Origin of the sequence: Ureibacillus galli (assembly GCF_014836845.1) — a bacterium.
GTDB lineage: Bacteria > Bacillota > Bacilli > Bacillales_A > Planococcaceae > Ureibacillus > Ureibacillus galli.
Map to the genome: position 1 here is coordinate 95,009 of NZ_JACSQA010000001.1, position 18,944 is coordinate 113,952.

The 18,944-nt window shown below is 32.9% G+C and carries 22 protein-coding genes and 1 pseudogene; 7 read left to right on the forward strand and 16 right to left on the reverse strand.

Annotated elements, in window-relative coordinates; translation table 11 throughout:
- Nucleotides 1-13 precede the first annotated feature (13 nt).
- Both H9636_RS00465 and H9636_RS00470 read right to left on the reverse strand, forming a co-directional pair.
- Nucleotides 14-544 carry a hypothetical protein gene (locus H9636_RS00465; RefSeq protein WP_191705693.1) on the reverse strand — a complete coding sequence of 177 codons (531 nt, stop codon included), beginning with the start codon at nucleotides 542-544 and terminating at the stop codon, nucleotides 14-16.
- A gap of 143 nt (nucleotides 545-687) precedes the next feature.
- Nucleotides 688-1,167: a dihydrofolate reductase gene (locus tag H9636_RS00470; protein ID WP_191705694.1), complete on the reverse strand. Its 480-nt coding sequence runs from the start codon at nucleotides 1,165-1,167 to the stop codon at nucleotides 688-690.
- Nucleotides 1,168-1,312: 145 nt separating this feature from the next.
- Here H9636_RS00470 and H9636_RS00475 point away from each other — a divergent pair, with 145 nt between their 5' ends.
- From H9636_RS00475 to H9636_RS00485, 3 genes are all read left to right on the forward strand, one after another.
- Nucleotides 1,313-2,119, forward strand: coding sequence for a hypothetical protein (locus tag H9636_RS00475; protein WP_191705695.1), 807 nt, complete (start codon nucleotides 1,313-1,315; stop codon nucleotides 2,117-2,119).
- 130 nt (nucleotides 2,120-2,249) lie between these two features.
- Entirely contained in the window at nucleotides 2,250-2,699 is a 450-nt protein-coding gene (locus H9636_RS00480) for a hypothetical protein (protein WP_191705696.1), read from the forward strand.
- Nucleotides 2,700-2,715: 16 nt separating this feature from the next.
- Nucleotides 2,716-3,669: a TRM11 family SAM-dependent methyltransferase gene (locus tag H9636_RS00485; protein ID WP_404817729.1), complete on the forward strand. Its 954-nt coding sequence runs from the start codon at nucleotides 2,716-2,718 to the stop codon at nucleotides 3,667-3,669.
- Between the two features lie 110 nt (nucleotides 3,670-3,779).
- On the opposite strand, the gene H9636_RS00490 is transcribed toward H9636_RS00485, so the two are convergent.
- Complete coding sequence (locus tag H9636_RS00490; RefSeq protein WP_191705697.1) at nucleotides 3,780-4,058, reverse strand: hypothetical protein; 279 nt, start codon at nucleotides 4,056-4,058, stop codon at nucleotides 3,780-3,782.
- A gap of 391 nt (nucleotides 4,059-4,449) precedes the next feature.
- Between H9636_RS00490 and H9636_RS19225 the strand changes: the two genes are divergently transcribed.
- Both H9636_RS19225 and abc-f read left to right on the forward strand, forming a co-directional pair.
- Nucleotides 4,450-4,584, forward strand: a complete 135-nt coding sequence (locus tag H9636_RS19225; protein ID WP_263604092.1) for an RAxF-45 family protein — start codon at nucleotides 4,450-4,452, stop codon at nucleotides 4,582-4,584.
- Nucleotides 4,585-4,681: 97 nt separating this feature from the next.
- Nucleotides 4,682-6,490, forward strand: a complete 1,809-nt coding sequence (gene abc-f / locus H9636_RS00495; protein ID WP_191705698.1) for a ribosomal protection-like ABC-F family protein — start codon at nucleotides 4,682-4,684, stop codon at nucleotides 6,488-6,490.
- A gap of 119 nt (nucleotides 6,491-6,609) precedes the next feature.
- On the opposite strand, the gene H9636_RS00500 is transcribed toward abc-f, so the two are convergent.
- From H9636_RS00500 to H9636_RS00525, 6 genes and pseudogenes are all read right to left on the reverse strand, one after another.
- Complete coding sequence (locus H9636_RS00500) at nucleotides 6,610-7,590, reverse strand: thymidylate synthase (RefSeq protein ID WP_191705699.1); 981 nt, start codon at nucleotides 7,588-7,590, stop codon at nucleotides 6,610-6,612.
- A 408-nt stretch (nucleotides 7,591-7,998) separates the two neighbouring features.
- Nucleotides 7,999-8,193, reverse strand: a pseudogene (locus H9636_RS00505) (Ger(x)C family spore germination C-terminal domain-containing protein); the annotation flags it as partial.
- A gap of 345 nt (nucleotides 8,194-8,538) precedes the next feature.
- Nucleotides 8,539-9,738 (reverse strand): GGDEF domain-containing protein, encoded by a 1,200-nt coding sequence (locus H9636_RS00510; protein WP_191705701.1) that lies wholly within the window; start codon nucleotides 9,736-9,738, stop codon nucleotides 8,539-8,541.
- Between the two features lie 492 nt (nucleotides 9,739-10,230).
- Entirely contained in the window at nucleotides 10,231-10,614 is a 384-nt protein-coding gene (locus H9636_RS00515) for a hypothetical protein (RefSeq protein ID WP_191705702.1), read from the reverse strand.
- Nucleotides 10,615-11,279: 665 nt separating this feature from the next.
- The gene (locus tag H9636_RS00520) at nucleotides 11,280-11,879 is read right to left on the reverse strand and encodes a histidine phosphatase family protein (protein WP_191705703.1); all 600 of its coding nucleotides are present in this window, start codon (nucleotides 11,877-11,879) and stop codon (nucleotides 11,280-11,282) included.
- Between the two features lie 174 nt (nucleotides 11,880-12,053).
- The gene (locus H9636_RS00525; RefSeq protein ID WP_191705704.1) at nucleotides 12,054-12,245 is read right to left on the reverse strand and encodes an ABC transporter permease; all 192 of its coding nucleotides are present in this window, start codon (nucleotides 12,243-12,245) and stop codon (nucleotides 12,054-12,056) included.
- A 364-nt stretch (nucleotides 12,246-12,609) separates the two neighbouring features.
- On the opposite strand from H9636_RS00525, the gene H9636_RS00530 reads away from it, so the two are divergent.
- Nucleotides 12,610-12,801, forward strand: coding sequence for a hypothetical protein (locus H9636_RS00530; protein WP_191705705.1), 192 nt, complete (start codon nucleotides 12,610-12,612; stop codon nucleotides 12,799-12,801).
- 356 nt (nucleotides 12,802-13,157) lie between these two features.
- A complete protein-coding gene (locus H9636_RS00535) occupies nucleotides 13,158-13,445 on the forward strand; it encodes a hypothetical protein (RefSeq protein WP_191705706.1) in 288 nt (95 codons plus the stop codon).
- Nucleotides 13,446-13,491: 46 nt separating this feature from the next.
- On the opposite strand, the gene H9636_RS00540 is transcribed toward H9636_RS00535, so the two are convergent.
- The 7 genes from H9636_RS00540 to H9636_RS00570 all read right to left on the reverse strand — a co-directional run bounded on the left by H9636_RS00540 (nucleotide 13,492) and on the right by H9636_RS00570 (nucleotide 18,596).
- On the reverse strand, nucleotides 13,492-14,100 hold the full coding sequence (locus H9636_RS00540; protein ID WP_191705707.1) for a YpjP family protein: 609 nt from the start codon (nucleotides 14,098-14,100) through the stop codon (nucleotides 13,492-13,494).
- Nucleotides 14,101-14,726: 626 nt separating this feature from the next.
- Nucleotides 14,727-15,512 carry a class I SAM-dependent methyltransferase gene (locus H9636_RS00545; RefSeq protein ID WP_191705708.1) on the reverse strand — a complete coding sequence of 262 codons (786 nt, stop codon included), beginning with the start codon at nucleotides 15,510-15,512 and terminating at the stop codon, nucleotides 14,727-14,729.
- Nucleotides 15,500-15,931, reverse strand: coding sequence for a BrxA/BrxB family bacilliredoxin (locus H9636_RS00550; protein ID WP_191705709.1), 432 nt, complete (start codon nucleotides 15,929-15,931; stop codon nucleotides 15,500-15,502). Before H9636_RS00550 ends, H9636_RS00545 begins: the two co-directional genes overlap by 13 nt.
- A gap of 139 nt (nucleotides 15,932-16,070) precedes the next feature.
- A complete protein-coding gene (locus H9636_RS00555) occupies nucleotides 16,071-16,298 on the reverse strand; it encodes a hypothetical protein (protein WP_191705710.1) in 228 nt (75 codons plus the stop codon).
- Nucleotides 16,299-16,335: 37 nt separating this feature from the next.
- Nucleotides 16,336-16,569, reverse strand: coding sequence for a thymidylate synthase (locus H9636_RS00560; RefSeq protein ID WP_191705711.1), 234 nt, complete (start codon nucleotides 16,567-16,569; stop codon nucleotides 16,336-16,338).
- Nucleotides 16,570-16,585: 16 nt separating this feature from the next.
- A complete protein-coding gene (locus H9636_RS00565) occupies nucleotides 16,586-17,110 on the reverse strand; it encodes a tubby C-terminal domain-like protein (RefSeq protein ID WP_191705712.1) in 525 nt (174 codons plus the stop codon).
- A gap of 124 nt (nucleotides 17,111-17,234) precedes the next feature.
- Nucleotides 17,235-18,596, reverse strand: a complete 1,362-nt coding sequence (locus H9636_RS00570) for an aspartate kinase (RefSeq protein WP_191705713.1) — start codon at nucleotides 18,594-18,596, stop codon at nucleotides 17,235-17,237.
- Nucleotides 18,597-18,944: the final 348 nt, after the last annotated feature.

Below are 18,944 nucleotides of genomic sequence, written 5' to 3' on the forward strand. Positions count from 1 at the left end.
AATTCCCCCTTATTTATTTAAATTGAAAAGATGATTCGTATTTTTTTACATAAACAGTACCCTCCTTTGCTTCGATAACAAGGACTTCCTCATCATAATCAATCGCTTCATTGTCCAATCCTGTTGCTCTTTTAGATATAATTCCATTCACAGTTTCTATAACAATCTCACCAAATCCATCTACCGGAATCGGTACAATCACTTTTCCCACTTGACCCCCAAGGGATTCTTCTGTGTAAGCTAAAGAAACCTCTGCACTTTTTAATGGGACTAGTATGAAAAAATAAATAATGGCACTAACAATAGCTGATAGGATACTAGATATAATAAAAATGATTAAACTTGTCATAGAACTGTATTTTTCGAACAAAAAACCTGCTGCGGATGTAATCGTAATAAAAGATAAAATGACAGCTGGATCAATAAAGGGAATCCCTTCAAAAACACCATCAAACATTTCAGAGAACAATAGGTAAATAATCGTGATACACCCGGCGATTATTAAAGTAAATAGGTAAACGGTATGGAGCTCTAAACCACCCAACAAACATCACCTCAACTTCCAAAATAATCCTACAACTTATGTACGGTTGATTCGCCGCTAAGTTTCAAATTATTTAGAAAAATTTAAATAAAATAAAAAAAGTTTTCGCCTATTTTACAAATAGTGAAAACTTTTTAGGACAATTATTTTTTTCTATCATAAATATAGTAAGTATATGCATACCCATCTGGAACTTCAATCGGTTCACTTTTAGAAATCATCGTCCATTCGTCATCATATTGCGGGAAAAACGTATCTCCTTGAAATTCATAGTCGATTTTTGTTATATAAAGTCGATCTGCTATTGGAAGCGCTAATTTAAAAATTTGTTCGCCACCAATAATCATAATTTCTTGTTCTTTCGAAACAAGTTTCAATGCTTCATCAAGGCTAGAAACCACTTCTATTCCTTCTGCATTATAGTTTTTATTTCTTGTAATAACAATATTTCTTCTCCCAGGTAATGGTCTACCGATCGATTCGAAAGTTTTTCTCCCCATAATTATCGGTTTACCCATTGTTTGTTCTTTAAAATATTTTAACTCCCCTGGTAAATGCCAAGGCATTTTCTTCTCGTATCCAATAACTCGATTTTTGTCATGGGCGACAATTAATGAAATCATAGCTTCTCTCCTACTTTTTTAGACATTTTCTTTTTCTATTTTATACGTTTTTATTCATATTTTTACAAAAATTTTAATATAAATAAATGATAGATATTTTCCATTTTATAATAGTTTTCAATAAAATGATAAAGGAAGTGATTTTTTGCTGACGTTCATGAAACAAAAATCGTCTATTCAATTAGAAGGATATCCGATGACTACAGAAATTAGTGATGCCGTTTATGATGATTTAGTAAAAAGTAATCGTAAATATTTAAATGTGGATGAAGAGAAACAAACGATTACTATTAAACGATCCTTTTTCAAAAAGAATAAGCAAGTTCAAAATGTCACTCGATTTTTTGTTGAACTAAACGGAGAGGAAGTAGTTATTAAAACGCCTCAAAAGAAAAATAACCTAGTATCCAATTCAAACTTTGAAGACGATTTGATTATTCATAACTATAAAAACAAATCGATTATGATCATTTTAGAATCCCCTCATATTGACGAGTATGAACAAAACAATGAAAAATTAACACCTATTGGTGCTGCCCAAGGACAAACAGGTAAAAAAATCGAAAAAAACTTGAGCCAATTGATTCGTACTTTAAATCAGTTTCAAGTAATAGAGGAACAACATCAATATCGGGTTATTATTATGAATGCGGTTCATTTCCAAACTTCTTTACATTTCATCCATGAAAAAGCGATGAACAATTATTATCGTGAGTTGAGGGATAAAATTTGGGTTAAAATGTGGACAGAAATACCACAAATAAAAAATGATTTTATAAATCAACTTGAATCGTTAAAAAAAGATTCGATTCTCATTAATGCTTGTCCGAAATCATTAAAGCCTTTTATCAATCAAGAATTTATTCCATACGTATCAAAATTTCATCTTTTTGAAAGTAATCATCCTACATCAACAGAAATCTGGACGAAAAGTTTATTTAAGTTAAATTAATTAGTGGTATTTTAACATTTACCGTAAATTATGATACACTTGTATAAACAATAACGTTACAGAAGACAGCTAAAGGCTGTCTATTTTTGTGAAAAAAGTTTACTACAAAAAATTAGGAGGTTTCCCTTAGATGGAACTTACAGATGTTTACATTGAACGTTGTGATAAAGATAGTGAAGAATTAATTTCAAATGAAAATCAAACATTTCTTACAACCTCTATTCAACATTTAAAACAAAATATGAACGAATTCCTTTATATTGAATCCCCTACCTTTGAAAACATTAAAACGGATGCTCTATCTTTTGAAGTGGATGACGTATTTAAAACTTATATGGTTTTACTTGGATTTAAAGTACAAAAGAAACATGCTGACGGAATAAAACGATATTTGACAGAACATTTACATGGAGAAAATGCTTTTTATAGTTGCAGTTTTTCAGGGGAAGAAGGCTTATGGGAATTAAATATCCCAATTGATTTTATGGATGGCTTCCATGAAAATCAATCCATTGAACAAGTTCTCTCAATCACTTATCACTTTTTAGAACAATTATCAAAGTCGATAGCACAACAATAGAATGAAGGATGATTTTTTGAATAACCAACACGATCAAGACACGTATATTTATACCTATGTACACCATAAAGATGAATTCGACCTTTGTCGAATGGAGATGCGCTCCTTCTTTGGTTCCGATTCAACTTCAAATTATATCATAAGCAATGTTGAGGTCGACCCAAGTCGTAGTCCTTTTATAGAAGAGCGGCTACAAGTTATTTATCAAGCACGTAGTTTATCCGATATAAAAGATATGGTGAAAGAGATGAATGAAACAGCTACTACCTTTAAAGTGATCTGTTTAAATAAGATGGATATAGGGGATACAAAGAAAATTCCCCATCCGGAACGTCGCTCTATAGAAAGGGAAATTGGATTATGTATTGATGGAGAGCCAGATCTTGATCATCCAAAAATGATTTTTGGTCTAGTCTCAATTGATGGATACTGGTATTTCGGAAAATATGAAAAAAGTATATCCGTTTGGCGTGAACATTTACATAAACCAAATAGTTATTCCACTGCTTTAAACACGAGGGTTGCTCGGGCTATTGCAAATATAGCCGCCCCTAAACCAGAGGGGATATCTGTAATCGATCCTTGTTGCGGAATTGGGACAGTGGTGATAGAAGCACTCTCAATGGGGATTGATATTGTCGGTAGGGATATTAATCCACTCGTTTGTATAGGGGCAAGGGAAAATATTGCTTATTTTAATCTGGAAGGTACGGTTACTAAAGGACCGATATCGGAAGTAACGACGCATTATGATGTGGCTATTATCGATTTACCTTACAATCTTTATACGCATATCACAAGGGAGCAACAATATGAAATTATTCAACATGCAAGACGAATTGCAGATAAAGCGGTCATCGTAACGGTCGATACAATTGATCATGTCATTGAAGAAACAGGGTTCACGATTACCGATCGTTGCGTTGCGAAAAAACACTTATTCGTAAGGCAAATTCTGTTATGCGAATAATTTTTTCTCTTCGTCATTCCATAAAAAAGCTTCAATCTCAGAGAGATTGAAGCTTTTTTTCACCTTTATGAAGATGGTTACGTACATTTTACCCAAAATAGGAACTAGTTTTAATTCGTTGTTTTTTGACCGTCCACAACGGATAAACACCAAGAAAAATTATCCCATGCTGAATACCAACCACTGAAAACTTCCGAAGAATCATCCCAACGGACATCAAATTTTTTCTGACCATCTACATCTACTAAATATAGAGCAAGGGTATCATCTGCTCTCGATACCGCTAATTTCATACCATTTTCAAGTTCTTCTTCTGTAAAAGGAACATCGGAAACCGAACGTAATTGCGCTTGTTCAAAGACTGGTTTGTTAATAATTTTGTAATTCATCGTAATCCTCCAAAAATCTTTAAGTTAAAGTTAAAATAATGTTTATAAAACATAGCTTTAAAAGTATATCCTATTTTCATCCATCAATTAAACAATAACTTCATATTTTATTTTTCTATTGTTCTATTTATTTGTTCAAAAACCTATCGAATGATTGAATAAGTTCTCCGCTAGAACAGTTATTTCAAGCATTGCCACTTACCTGCCTCGTTGAAACAATTGTTTACAATGCGTATTTTGATAATAACATAGATATCCAATAAAAAAAATCACCTCTTACAGACGAGTATCCAATTTATTAGAGGAGAGAAATTTCAAAAATTTCGGGAATTGACATATTTTCCAATAGTGAATATACTATATGTAATTAACTTGAACGGAGGTGGAGAGAATGAATCAATTAGCTGTGACGACATGTGTGGAAATGAATGGTTACCACTATTTTGCACGTGTCATTACTTTCGATTTTGCCATTAACGGGATTAGTCTGCCCTTTTTTAATGAAATAAATCGAAAACACAGCTGATTAGCCATTCTTTTCACAATTCTTTAGGAAAAGACTGCTTGTTAATCGAGCAGTCTTTTTTATTTGGCTGCACTGTGTTAAAAACGGAGGAATCACAGTGTCGATAAAAGCAGAAAACATAACAAAAATTTACGGTGGATCAATTATTTTTGAAAATTTAACCATTGATATTCACGAAGGAGAACGGGTTGCCATCGTTGGACGAAATGGTTGTGGTAAAACAACGATTTTAAAAACGTTCGCTAATATAGAAAGCCCCGATGCAGGTCGTATTATTAAAAAGAAAGGGGCAACAATTGGTTATTTACATCAAATCCCACCATATGAGAATAGTTTAGTCATCGATGTATTGAAAGAAGCTTTTTCCCCCTTACTTCGTATGCAAAAACAAATGCAGCAATTAGAAGCACAAATGGGGAATCATCATAACTTAGAAAAATTATTAACGCAATACGGTGAAATACAGGAACAATTCATCGCGCAAGGTGGCTATGAAATGGATGCCCAAATTCAAATGATTGCAGGTGGATTATCCATTACCCCCCTACTATATACACCCTTCCATTTACTAAGTGGAGGCGAAAAAACAAAAGTGATGCTTGGGCAAATTTTGTTAACAAACCCGAATATTTTACTTTTGGATGAACCAACCAACCATTTAGACATGGATGCGATTGAATGGTTAGAAGGATATTTAAGTCGTTATTCAGGAACGTTAATTGTCGTTAGCCATGACCGGCAATTTATGAATGAAGTAGTTACGAAAGTCATTGAAATCGATAATGGAGTTGCCTACTCTTATACAGGAAATTATGATGCCTATTTAAAAGAGCGAGAGGCACGTATTTTAAGTGAATTTAGCCAATACGAGGAACAACAAAAGAAAATTTCAAAGATGAAAGAAACGATTAAACGGCTCAAACAATGGGCAAATGAAGCGAATCCCCCAAACGCATCCCTTCATCGTCGGGCTAAAAGTATGGAAAAAGCGTTAGCGCGGATTGAACTTGTGAAAAAACCGACGATTGCAAAAAAGATGCAGCTTAAGTTGAACGTAAATGATCGAAGTGGAAAAGATGTCATTATATTCGAAAATGTAAGCAAAAGCTTTGATAAAGTTCTATTTCATGACGTTACATTTCAACTGAATTGGCAAGATCGTCTAGCAATTGTTGGTTCCAATGGAACTGGTAAATCTACATTATTAAAGATGGTTACTGGTGATGTATTACATGATGAAGGGAAATGTCGAATTGGAAGTAATGTGAAAATTGGTTACCTTTCCCAACAGTTTTTATACGATGATGAAAACGCTCGATTAATTGATGTGTTTCGAGAGCATATATCCATGAATGAAGGCGATGCTCGGCATGTTCTAGCAAAGTTTTTATTTTATGGCTTTGATGTATTTAAAAAGGTAAAAGACTTAAGCGGTGGCGAAAAAATGCGACTTCGTTTAGCCCAATTAATGCAACAGGATATTAATTTGCTTATATTAGATGAACCAACAAATCATTTAGATATCGAATCTCGGGAAGTATTAGAAGAAACGATTCAACAATTTGAAGGTACTGTTCTTGCTGTTTCCCACGACCGTTATTTCATCAATCAGTTATTCCATCGTATTGCATGGTTAGAAAACCAACAACTGTTTATCTATGAAGGAAACTATCATTGGGCTCGCCAAAAACATAGTGAGCGTATGATAGAGCAAACACTCGATGTTCCGTACGAAGAAAAACAGAGCACGTCCATTTCGATTGAACAACAAATTGAACAACTGGAACAAAAAATAGAAAAGAAAAAACATCAACTTCATCAAACAAATAATATTACTCATCGAAAGGAGTTAGAAAAACTAGAACGTCAATTGGATGAACTATTAACTCTTTGGATAGGCGAATAACAAATAAGCACACTGCTATACAATAGCAGTGTGCTTCGTTTTATTTATAAAGTAATAGTTTTAGTTAGTATTTTTTTAATCATTAGTATGGACATTAGTAAGATGAGGTTGCTACTTTTTTAAACAGCTACTGGAGCTTTGATGGAAGGATGGGGATCATAACCCTCTATCGTTAAATCCTCTAATTCAATATCAAAAATTGATTTTTTCTCATGATTAATTTTTAAAGTTGGGAACGGACGAGGTTCACGTGATAATTGTAATTTTACTTGTTTAATATGATTGGAATAAATATGAGCATCACCGATAGAGTGGATAAATTCACCTACTTCTAAACCACATTCATGTGCGATTAGATGAGTTAATAGTGCATAAGAGCTTACGTTATATGGAATACCTAAAAATTGATCACCACTACGTTGAGTAAGCATACAACTCAATTTACCATTTGCTACATAAAATTGAAACATTACATGACATGGTGGTAGTGCAGCTTTACTATCTTTACCACCTGCATCTATAACATCTTCTGGATTCCAAGCGTTTACTATAATTCTTCTAGAATCAGGATTGTTTTTAATTTGATTAATTGCATCTTGTAATTGATCAAGCAATTCACCATCAGAAGTTGTCCAATTTCGCCATTGCTTTCCATAGACATTCCCTAAATCACCATATTTTTTAGCAAACGTATCATCCTCTAAAATTCGTTGGCAAAACGATTTTAGTTCTTTTTGATAAATTTCATTGAATGCTTCATCTACTAAACTACGTCGACCAAAATCAGTCATATCTGGTCCTTTATATTCCTCCGACTCAACCCAACGTTTAAATGCCCATTCATCCCATATATGGTTATTATGTTCGAGTAAAAAACGAATATTTGTATCACCCTTAATGAACCATAACAATTCACTTGCTATTAATTTAAAGGAAACGCGTTTAGTAGTAAATAAAGGAAAACCTTTGCTTAAATCAAAACGCATTTGATAACCAAACACACTAAAAGTACCTGTCCCTGTTCGGTCTTCTTTTTTTATCCCTTTCTCCAATGTATATTGTAATAAATTTAAATATTCATATTCAGGATGTTTTTCCAATTTAATCACCTCTTCATTAACTATATCCCATTATAAAGGGTAATTTAATGTTTATGTTGATTTATTCATTAATTCTTTTATTCGATTTCGTTGAATATCAACCGTCCTATCTTTAGGTAAAAATTACCATTTACTCTTTTTAATAGAGCAATTTATCTAGGGAATTTCTATAAGATAGGTAATCAATTTTTGTAACCATCTCAAATGTTTGATTCGTGTTTAACACTTGGGATGAAAATCATTTTAGGAAAACGGCATATTAATGCTTTATAAATTGTTAGGAATCAGTAACGATAGTTCAAAATAGATTCGTCGTTTATATAGGGTGCTCAATATGATTCATGGTGTCGCATAAAAAAACAGGTTCACTCTTTCAAGTGAATACCTGGTCTTTTTAACTATAATGTCTCAATAACCTGTTGTCCCATAATCTTTGATCGTAAATTTCACCTTACAATTAATTGAAACCTGACTAAATGTTTGATCCCAATCTTTTTTTATTTTTTTCCATAATCTAGGGTGTTCGATTCTCATTCTGTTTCCAAACTCCAAAACGTCTACTTGATATTCATTTTGTATTTTATCTAATGTACTTTTCACTAAATCTTCAACTACTTTTTAGGCATTATATGTCCACGAGTTACAGGTATTAATGAGGTAATTATCTTTGTTAATGAGCTTACAGATAAAGAACTTATTCATTCGTGGACAGATCAATGATACGCAATAAGGAACCCGTTTGTTAATAACGGGGTTCCCGTACATAAATTAAATCCCATTTGATGGCGGAAAATACCTAGCGTCCTTTCCTATTTAACCTTCCTTGATTACATCATTGTCCAATATAAGGGGGAACTGGATGTTGGATTACAACCACACACCTTAGAGAGAATTTTTAATTTTAACCGATAATGTTATCTTTAAAAGAAGTTAAATTGTTTCTTACAACTATTGAAATTGTGTAGGTGAACGGTATTCATAATTATTCCGACCATGTTTTTTTATAAAATAAAGCGCAGCATCTGCTTCGTTTATACAATGAGTAATTTCTTCTTGTTTATAAATTCTCTTTGTACAAGCCCCTATACTTACCGAAACAGTAGATGCAATCGTTGATGAACCGTGATGAATATTTAAATTAGAAACTCCATCTTTTATTTTTTGACAAATCTTCTCCACCTGTTGCTCTGGAACATCTGTTAATAATAAAATAAACTCCTCCCCACCCCATCGCGTAGTGAAGCAGTGAAATTGTTCAGATATATTATTTAATAACATTCCAATTTTAATTAATACATTGTCACCTTCCATATGACCATATGTATCGTTATACAATTTAAAACAATCGACATCAATCATGATTACCGAAAGGAGAATTGGAGATTGTAATGTTTGATCTTGTAGTTTTTGTAAATATTCATTATAAGCCCTACGATTATATAAATTCGTGAGAGGGTCGACTAAAGTTTGTAATTCTAGTTGATTATTTACCTCTTTTAATTTCGCTGTTAAACTTCGGGTATAATTTCTTTCCTCCAATATTTCCAATTGACGATAAAAGTTTTTTTCAAAGGATAAATAATAAGAACGTGATAGATAAAAAGCAGTCGGAAGTAGGATGGCGATATAGACCCATTGTAAATATGAATCGGAGAACTCTCCATTATCACCGTAAAGACCTACGATTAAAATGAAACTCGAAATGATTAATGGGATCAAAAGTTGTTTTGCTTTTAAAACTAAAAAGGAGCTACAAGTAAACAAGATTAATGTATAAATAAGAAAAGGATTATAAATACTTTGATCTTTTATCGAAATGAGAGCAGCTAAAATTAATGAAAACGAAATATAAAAATTTATAAAGAACTTCATTTTTTTATTATTTAGTGTGTTTAAATGAATTTTACGAAAATGAAATAAATAAAAAATGACGAGATGAAAAATAAGCAATAATACATATTCCACTTTGCTTTCGATAAATAATTTTTGAATACGCAAAGAAGGAAAAAACGTTAAAAAATAGATAATAGGTACAATTGTAATGATCACGATTGTATAAATTTTATTTAGTAGCCTCATTTTTTGAAGGTTATGTTTTACGATTTCGACTTCCAAAACCTTTGTTTCATATTCCACATTGTTTTCCATCGATTCACCCTCTTCATTCCTAGTCTTTTTCTACTAAAAAATCAAGAAAAGTATAAAACCGTTTTAATTATTGCTCTCATTAATTATTAAACTAATTTCATTTACCTAAAGGATTTTTATCTGTTTTTATATGCTTTTTGCTTATTTATACATATGAAATAATTATGAAAAATAGACCAATAGTAAATCTTTTATAGCCCAACTAAAGACTCTTGATAGGAGGCTAAATTTAGCAAATAGACTCAAAGGAGAATCTGTTAGGAAAAGTTCAAATTACGGTGAAAACAAAGGGGACCAATCCAGAATAAAAGGAATACCATCAACAAAAGAATAATCATTGGACTATCTATGTTAATGAGATAAGGGGAATCGTTAAAAAATGGATGTTTTTCGGAGTTTGGTTAAGACAAAAATAAAAAAGACAGTCTTTTCTACAAACATGTAAAAAGAAATCTGCCTTTATATTAAAACAATAAAAATTAATAAAATCATCTAGTGTTCACTTTTTGTTTCAACATATTTTGTTATACAGTCTATTATAAAGAAAATGGTTACATATGAAAAAGCGATTATTCCTGTCAATAACATATCGGATGTCAAAATTGAAAATAATAATGTACAAATTAATGCACATCCTAAATGTTTTAAATAAGAAAATCCAAACGAATGACTTTTGTCCCGATACTCTATAACAATAGATGAAATAACCCCACCTATAAAAAGTGTTGGAACCGTCCAAATACTTACTGCTAAACCAGCGGCTAAATTATACCCAGGTGAAATTTCATAGAAAAAGAATGGTACAATAAAGAATCCAATAATCGAAGTCAAAGTGGCTGCATACAGTTTCCTTGAAATTATTTCAATTTCCCCCACCCCCTTGTAAATTTTTATCACTACCTATAGCAAAGTAAGATGGTTTTATATACTTGGGTTTCAACATATTTTGTTATACAGTCTATTATAAAGAAAATGGTTACATATGAAAAAGCGCTTATTCCTGGCAATAACATATCGGATGTCAAAATTGAAAATAATAATGTACAAATCATCCTATCAAAATTTAACATAGCAGTTAACTGCTCAATCATTTTTCAATTTAATTGTTTTTACAAATAGGAGAAACCCACTATATATGATTATGACTCCTAAAATAACTAAATCAAAATGATAAAAAGAAAGGAGCGGTTGATCTGATTTATTTACAATACTCAAAGTCCTAATAACAAATGCTAAAATGGAACCAATAAAAGTTATAACAATATAGTTTCTGATAAAAATCTCTCCCTTTACCAATCATGTAATCAAGCATAATCCATGTATTCTTCCCTTTTACATGTTCTCTCTGAATATGCAATAACAAATTAATATAAAAGGAAACAAAATAGCAGAAGTTTTGAAATAGTTTGAAAATTAATCATAAAACAATCCTCCTTTTTTGATAGCTCGCCTTACAGGAGTTCACAATATCATCATAAAAGGAAAACACTTCTTATACAGCATTCTTTTATACGATTGATCTAATAGCAACTTCATTGTATTTATGAGTCAATTGAAGTTAAATTTATAAAATGGACAATCTTCTTTTCATTTTTAATTTCGATACAATGAAGCCCTACATCTGAAGTTGGAAATAGTATCCTTTCATTTATAGAATGGTTAAGTAATATGTTTAAAATATGTGAAATGGTACCACCATGACTTACAATTAATATCTGATGACAATTTTTATACTTTTCAAGTATGTCAAACATTGCTTCTTCCACACGATGGCGAAAAGCTAATTCTGATTCCCCTTCTTCTATTGCCTCTGTTATGGGGCGACCGTTAGAGGGTAGCGGAAATTTCGCCATTGCCTCTGTACGGTCCATTCCAGCAAGTAAACCATTATTCCACTCCATAAGTCTCTCATCAAACTCAAGCTTAGCATTACAAAATTTTAAAATATGTTCAGTAGTTTGTCTCGTTCTCGTCATCGGACTCGAAATGATGACATCTGGTTGATATCGGATTGAGAAGTATTTCGCCATTTTACTTGCTTGAAAATGCCCTTTAGTAGTTAAAGGATAATCTGCTCGCCCTTCATGGACATCGAGTAAATCTGCTTCTGTTTCACCATGTCTTAAAATATATATGTACAAAACTATACCCCCATCGCCCATTTTTGTTACGTATAACTCATTATTATAAGGGGGTTGGGAAAATAAACCAATATCAAAAACAAAAACAGGCGCTGCTCTTATTACTTATGCTGAGCAGCGCCTTTAATCAAATGTGTCTAAATCATCATACAATTCAATTTGTTTTTCCAATTGTTATGTTGCCTCCCGTAAAATTTGTTTATTGTTTTCAATAATTTGAATAATTTGTTGAAGAATTTTTTCCTCAACTTTTGGAGTTGAATTAACCTCCTTCATAATAATTTTGTTTAATTCCAAAATTGTGCTTACGTCGAGTTTATGTTTCTCTGCTAATTGAAACGCTCGCTCTAACTGACCGGTTATCATCGGCATCCTCCTCATTGTTTTAATATTCTTATTTTACCTCTTAATTAGAAATTTTTCACTATTTAAGCGTGAAATTAGTTTATTTATTTGTAATTTACTCATTTTATGCGACCATTATTCGTTTTGACTTTACTCTTTGAACATATGAAATAATTGCTCATTTGTCAGTTTTTTCATAATTTCACTAAAAATTATTTGAGTAGCGATTCTTTTACTGTGAATTTTTTGTTGCCGCTTATTTAACAAATAATCATTGAATCATCTTTGTATCTAGATATATGATGAAAATAGGAATATTCAATTTATTCCGATGTTGGAGCTTTTTAACTTGATATTTAACTTAAGGAGATGTGGGGGGATTATTTTGACTGAACAAAAAACAGCCGATGCTCAAAAACGGGCAACTCAAGCGTATAGGGAAAGAAACAGAGAAAAAACCCGTAAGCAAAGTGCAAAAAGTGCTGCTAAAACCTTTATAAATAAATACAGTAATCTAGACAAATTAAAAGAGTTAAAATTATTAATTGACAAAAGAGAAAAAGAACTATCTGAATAAAACCAACAGAATCGTATTGTAATTTTAATATCCAATTGAATTTACATAAAAGGAATTGAAAAAATGACAACTAATCAATCTAAAACAGCTTGCGAAACTATCTGGGATGAAAAAATGAACGCGCATCGACCTAGGAAATGAACTGAAGAGGAAGTTAAACAACTAAAAAAAGATGGACGTGTATCGCAATCATTTATAAAAGTAGCGTTTAGAAAATTACCGATAATAAAAAACTGTTTCAAAATAAGGGAAATGACTCAGTATCCAATACTTCATTGAAAAGTATCAATGTATTAAATCCGGTTAATTGGGAACATTATACAAGAATTGATCTTTATTTAATATGAGGTGCTTTTATGGAACACTTTCCTACGATACATACAAATTTTTGGGATGCAGTCATTGCTGTTCCTATTATCATGATAATTACTCAACTGTTAAAAAAGTTTTTGCATATTAAGCCAGTTTGGGTGCCTACCATTGCCTTGGTCATAGGTTTGCTCATTTCTATTTTTATCAGTCATAGACACAACTTGCTCGCAGGTATTTTTATGGGTTGGTTTTATGGTTATTCGGCTATTGGAAGTTATGCGTCTTTAAAAACGACCATTATCGCCTATAGGCAAAAGAAATTAAAAAAATAGTGAAAACTAAAAAACACTCGTATTTTGCACGAGTGTTTTGATTATTTTAAGATAACCATTTTGGTGGAGTATTTTTTGAATAAAAAATATCACCTAATGAATGATGCACAACAAATTTATCTTCTGATGTGTGGTAATGGAAGTTATAGTAATAACCTTCTTGTGGGCGTTTTTCAGTTCGCACATGGAAACGGATTAAATCTTTACCGTTTGTCCCATCCGAAATATGGAAGATTTTTTCCCCATATTGTCCACTTGGTCGATCAGTGATCGTTAAATATTTTATCGATTCATCGTCCAAACTAGATAATGTCATGGCAATCACTTCTTCTAATTTCGGGAAAATGTTTTCTTCAAATTCTTTTCCAATGACTGGTGCGATTCTAGGTCCAAACTTTATGTATGATTGTTCTTTCGCTGCGAATAGGATGGAATCCAAATTTTGTTCTTCTTCAGATTGATCAATGGCATAATTGTCTTCAACGACTGTTGTGACTTGTTCATTCGTAGTATTACTCTGGATATTACTATTTGCAGAACCATTATTTGCTTGTCCATTATCTAACGCATCCCATATTTCATGGTTTGGCGTTATTAATCCAAATGTTAATAATGCTACCGTTATAACAAGTGTTTTTTGTAACCATTTTTTCATGGAATCACCTTCAATTTCGCACAAAATTGTAAAAACCTTCTATTATTATATACGTTTTACACATTAAAAGGTTTCAACTTTTTCTAATTCATTGTACAATAATAAAGTAAATAAAGCTTGTTTTTTTCACAAGGGAGGTTCAACAAATGACTGCTGCTATCGGAATTGGCTTTTTTGTATTATTAGGTTATTTAACTTCAATGTGCTTTACCGACTAATAAAGGTAAATCCAAAGCTACTCATAAAGTAGCTTTTTTCATTCCAGAAAATTAGACAAGGGGTGCCCGATTTAAATCAGGCACCCCTTTAGCATTCAAAGGTAACATATAAATAAATTAAGTCTCAACCCTATCATCAGGGGAATTTTATAATAGATGCTAATATGCATCGTTCTTAACCGCGGTAAAATTCCACTAAACGCCTTCTAACTTAAGCAACGCAAACCCTACCTACTTTCGCGTCCTTGCAAGCCTATACTTGCGCCAGTGTGAATAAGTATCTTCAAAAACTCTAGCGAAACGCCAAATTTATTTACCTGCTACCCTAAAATAGCATATAGACATTATAACATCATATTGCTGTAAAGTAAAATCCATTGATACTACTAGTAAATGAGCTCATTATATTTATTTTTCGATTACTCCATAATGGAACTTCGAAGTTAACCGGATTTCCCTTTGAAAATGATAGCGATCAAATAGCTTCGATTTATAGTGAGCTTTTAAAACAATTCGTTTTTTGGCCACTCTAAGCGCTTCCTTTACCCATTCATCTGAGAGCTCAATATGACGACCTGCCTCCCGCAATGCTTCGAAATTATTGGATTCTCCAATAACTTCTTCAAACATCGGATCCATATATACTACATCGAAGGAATCGTTTTCTTGTTTTTTTAAAAAGGCGACCGCCTCACTTTGAACGACTACAATTTGACGCATACAATTTGTTAAAGGTAGTTCAGATGTATCATATGTCTTCATTCCATTTCGAACAATAAAGGCCACATTGGGATTAGCTTCTAGGCCGACGACTTTCCCTTTATTCCCTACTGTGTATGCTGCTAACATCGCATCCGAACCAATCCCTAACGTACAGTCTAAAAAAGAATTACCTTCTTCAAGTTGGCAACTTTGTAAAAAAGGTTCCAATTCCCCTCGAGCTATCCGCTTTAGACGGAATGCCGCAGAATTAGGATGAAAAAAGAAAGGTGTTTGAGCACCTTTCGGATAATATTCATATCGATTTTTTCCTGCTACAATCACATTGGCATCTAATAATTGGCTTATTTTTGTAACAGAACGCTTTCTCCTCGGTTCAAAGGGTACATTTAATTCCTCACATGCTTTTTTAGCAAGCATCATGGATAACTCATCTGGTCTCCCAGCTGTTGTCACGACGGTTATTTGGCACATGCTTGTTTCAGAACACCTGCAAGATGATCCGTAATTTGTTCTACCGGATATCCTTCAATTTGTTCCCGTGGAATAAAATATTCCAATTGACCATCTCGTAAAATGGCAATGGATGGTGAACTTGGTGGAATCTCCTCAAAATATCCGCGCATAGCAGCTGTTGCTTCCCGATCTTGACCAGCAAACACGGTAACAAGTTGATCTGGTTTTACTTCTTCGATTGCTTGTCGAACTGCTGGACGTGCTAACCCTGCTGCACAACCACATACCGAGTTAATGACAACTAAAGAAACTCCTTTTGCCGTTGCCATAAATTCATTTACTTCATCCGCTGTTGTTAATTCTGTAAAACCTGCATCTACTAATTCTTGGCGCATCGGTTGAACAATGCCCTTCATATATTCATCATAAGCGTTCATTAAATATCGCCCTCTTTCTTTTTTATTACCTTATTCATTATAGCAACTGTTTACTTTCATTTACAGAAAGTTTGCTTCCCTTCTTTACAAGTCCGCAAAGTGCATAGAACTCTGTTCCAAAATTATTGTATTCCTGTATTTAAAATAACTCGTTTACCATCTCTGACACTCGTATTATTAAGAAGCTAATAAAGGTAGCAATTGTACGTAATAGACCTGTTTTTATTAGTGCAAATAATACAAAACCTATAATAATCACCATGTTGATGACAGACAAAATACGCGTCAGCCCATTATAAATATTCAATTTTGCTAACAGAAATAAAATGGTATAACATACGATACCAATAAAAAATAGTTGAACCACTATTTAGCCTCACTTTAATGACTCTTGTTACGATTCTTTATTCCGGTATGATAGACAATTGATTGTCTTCCTCTTTTAAATAAATCACAAGTTCTTGTCGATAAACTTCGTTTTCTAGATAATGGTCTAATGTATGGAAATCATATTTATAACTACCGAAGGGGAATGTAACACTATCTCCTTTTACTGCCGCAAGAAGACCCGCCACATCATTTGATACCATTTCTAATATTTCTTCTCCCGTTTTCGTAATGACAAAAACAACGTTCATAACTAACACTCCTTCATTATGCTCCAACAAATAAAGTTGCTTGACAAATTGCGATGAAAAACTCCGGTTTTTGGATTGGACTTTGATCATGAATATGTAGCACCATATGAAATTGACCTTCCATATACTCTGCTTTCCACTCAGCTATCACTTGCTCATTATAAATAAACTTTGACCAGTCTTCCATTTCCTTTTCTAACTGAATTTTCATGTCTCCATCGGTTATATAAAGGGTTGGAATGCCAATTCGCCAATTTTCATAGGAAATAACATATTTTTTGTTTAATTGGATATCGTATCCTTCAAACCAAAGCTTTCCTCTTCTACTGATTTTTTTCACAGTGAATAGTTGTTTCCCGGCCCGATCCTCAATATGATATTTTAAAAAATAGCGGTAATCGAATATCGAATCAACCATACGTTGAAATGCATGATTATATACACGTTTTGAAATAGCGATTGTCTCTCCCATTTCATTACATATTGCTATTTCTCCTGTATATTCAATATTTTCCGGGTGTTTGTATGTATATATTTTCATTTTATCTTCACCAATATTTCAGTTTATTTTCCACTATTTAATACTAGATGAAACGAACCGTTTAAGAAAGTAAAAAGGTTCTACAGTTTCATCTGTAGAACCTTCTCCTTTGGCTAGTCATTTACTAGCCAACTGTTATGGGAGCAAAAAATTCGTCGTAAAGCGCACGTAAAATTTGATTTTCTGTTTGTTGTAAAACACCAAACACAAGACTTACCTCAGAAGAACCTTGGTTAATCATTTCAATATTTGCTCCAGTTCTTGAAATAGCCGAAGTCGCACGAGCTGCAAGACCCGTATTGTTACGCATACCTTCTCCAACAATCACAATTAACGACAAACCATGACGGAAATAAACATCATCTGCATGTAACTCTTCTTTTACACGTTTGACAATTCGGTCTTCCGCTTCATCAGTTATTTGTTTTGAACGAATAACGACAGATATATCATCTAATCCGGAAGGTGTATGCTCATAGGAGATATTTTCTTCTTCAATGATTTGAAGAAGTTTTCGTCCAAATCCAATTTCACGATTCATTAAATATTTGGATACATATAAAATAGAAAATCCGCTATCCGCTGAAATTCCTGTCACCGGACGTCCAGTTAAGGCACGTGTTGGGACAATTTTTGTTCCAGGAGCAGAAGGATTATTTGTATTTTTAACTGTAACCGGAATACCTAATTTGTATACAGGCATTAAAGCTTCATCATGGAAAACTGTAAATCCAGAATAAGAAAGTTCTCTCATTTCACGATACGTAATTTCAGAAATACCTACTGGATTACTAACAACTTTAGGATTGGCAGAAAATACACAATCAACGTCTGTAAAGTTTTCGTAAAGATCCGCTTTTACCGCTGCTGCAAGAATAGATCCTGTAATGTCTGATCCTCCGCGGTCAAATGTACGTAAAATACCTTCCCTTGTATAGCCAAAGAATCCTGGAAAGACAATGACTTCGTCACCTTTACCTAGATCTTTTAAGTTTTCATATGCTTCAGGAAGTGCAATCGTACGCTCTGGATAGTCGTTTAATATTAATTTATCTTTCGGGCTAACATACTTTGCACGTAAACCAATCGCATTGAAATATTCCGCGATTAATTTTGCGTTGTTGTCTTCCCCACTAGCTTTTATATTATCAATAAATAAAAATTCATTTGTTTTATCTAAAGCGACTCGTTCTTGCAAATCCTTTTCAATAACATCGCAAATCGAGTCATCTATTCCGAGTTCTTCGGTAATTTCTTTAAATCGATCTACTACGACTTGTAATTTCCCAGAAACATCCCCGTTAGTTAAGGCTGCGTCAGCTAGTTCGATTAAAAGATCCGTCACTTTAATATCATCGCCGAAACGTTTACCAGGTGCTGATACTGCAACAATCTTTCGCTCAGGATTGGATTTCACAATATTCGCCACTTTTTTAATTTGTTCTGCGTTCGCAACGGAAGTACCACCAAATTTACATACTATCAATATCACCAAATCCTTACTATTAAAAATTGTATTTTCTGAAAAAACATTTGATTGTTCACAGTGTACAAATTTTACAAACTTGCGTCAAGCTTATTTAAAGAAAACTAACATCATGACCCATAAGAGCCAATGTACGAACACCCTTTTAACTAATTGGCTGTTCGTTATTCAGGTCAGTTTATTATATGTTATTTTCTATTGAATGGTAGCATACATGCCTAAAACCAATAGAAATCAAAACAGCACCCAAAAACAAAAGATGCACACCGCTCCAAGACGATGCACAAAAGAATAATATCGTTGTACTTAGTAATAAACTAAAATAATTTCGTCAATTAATTATATACT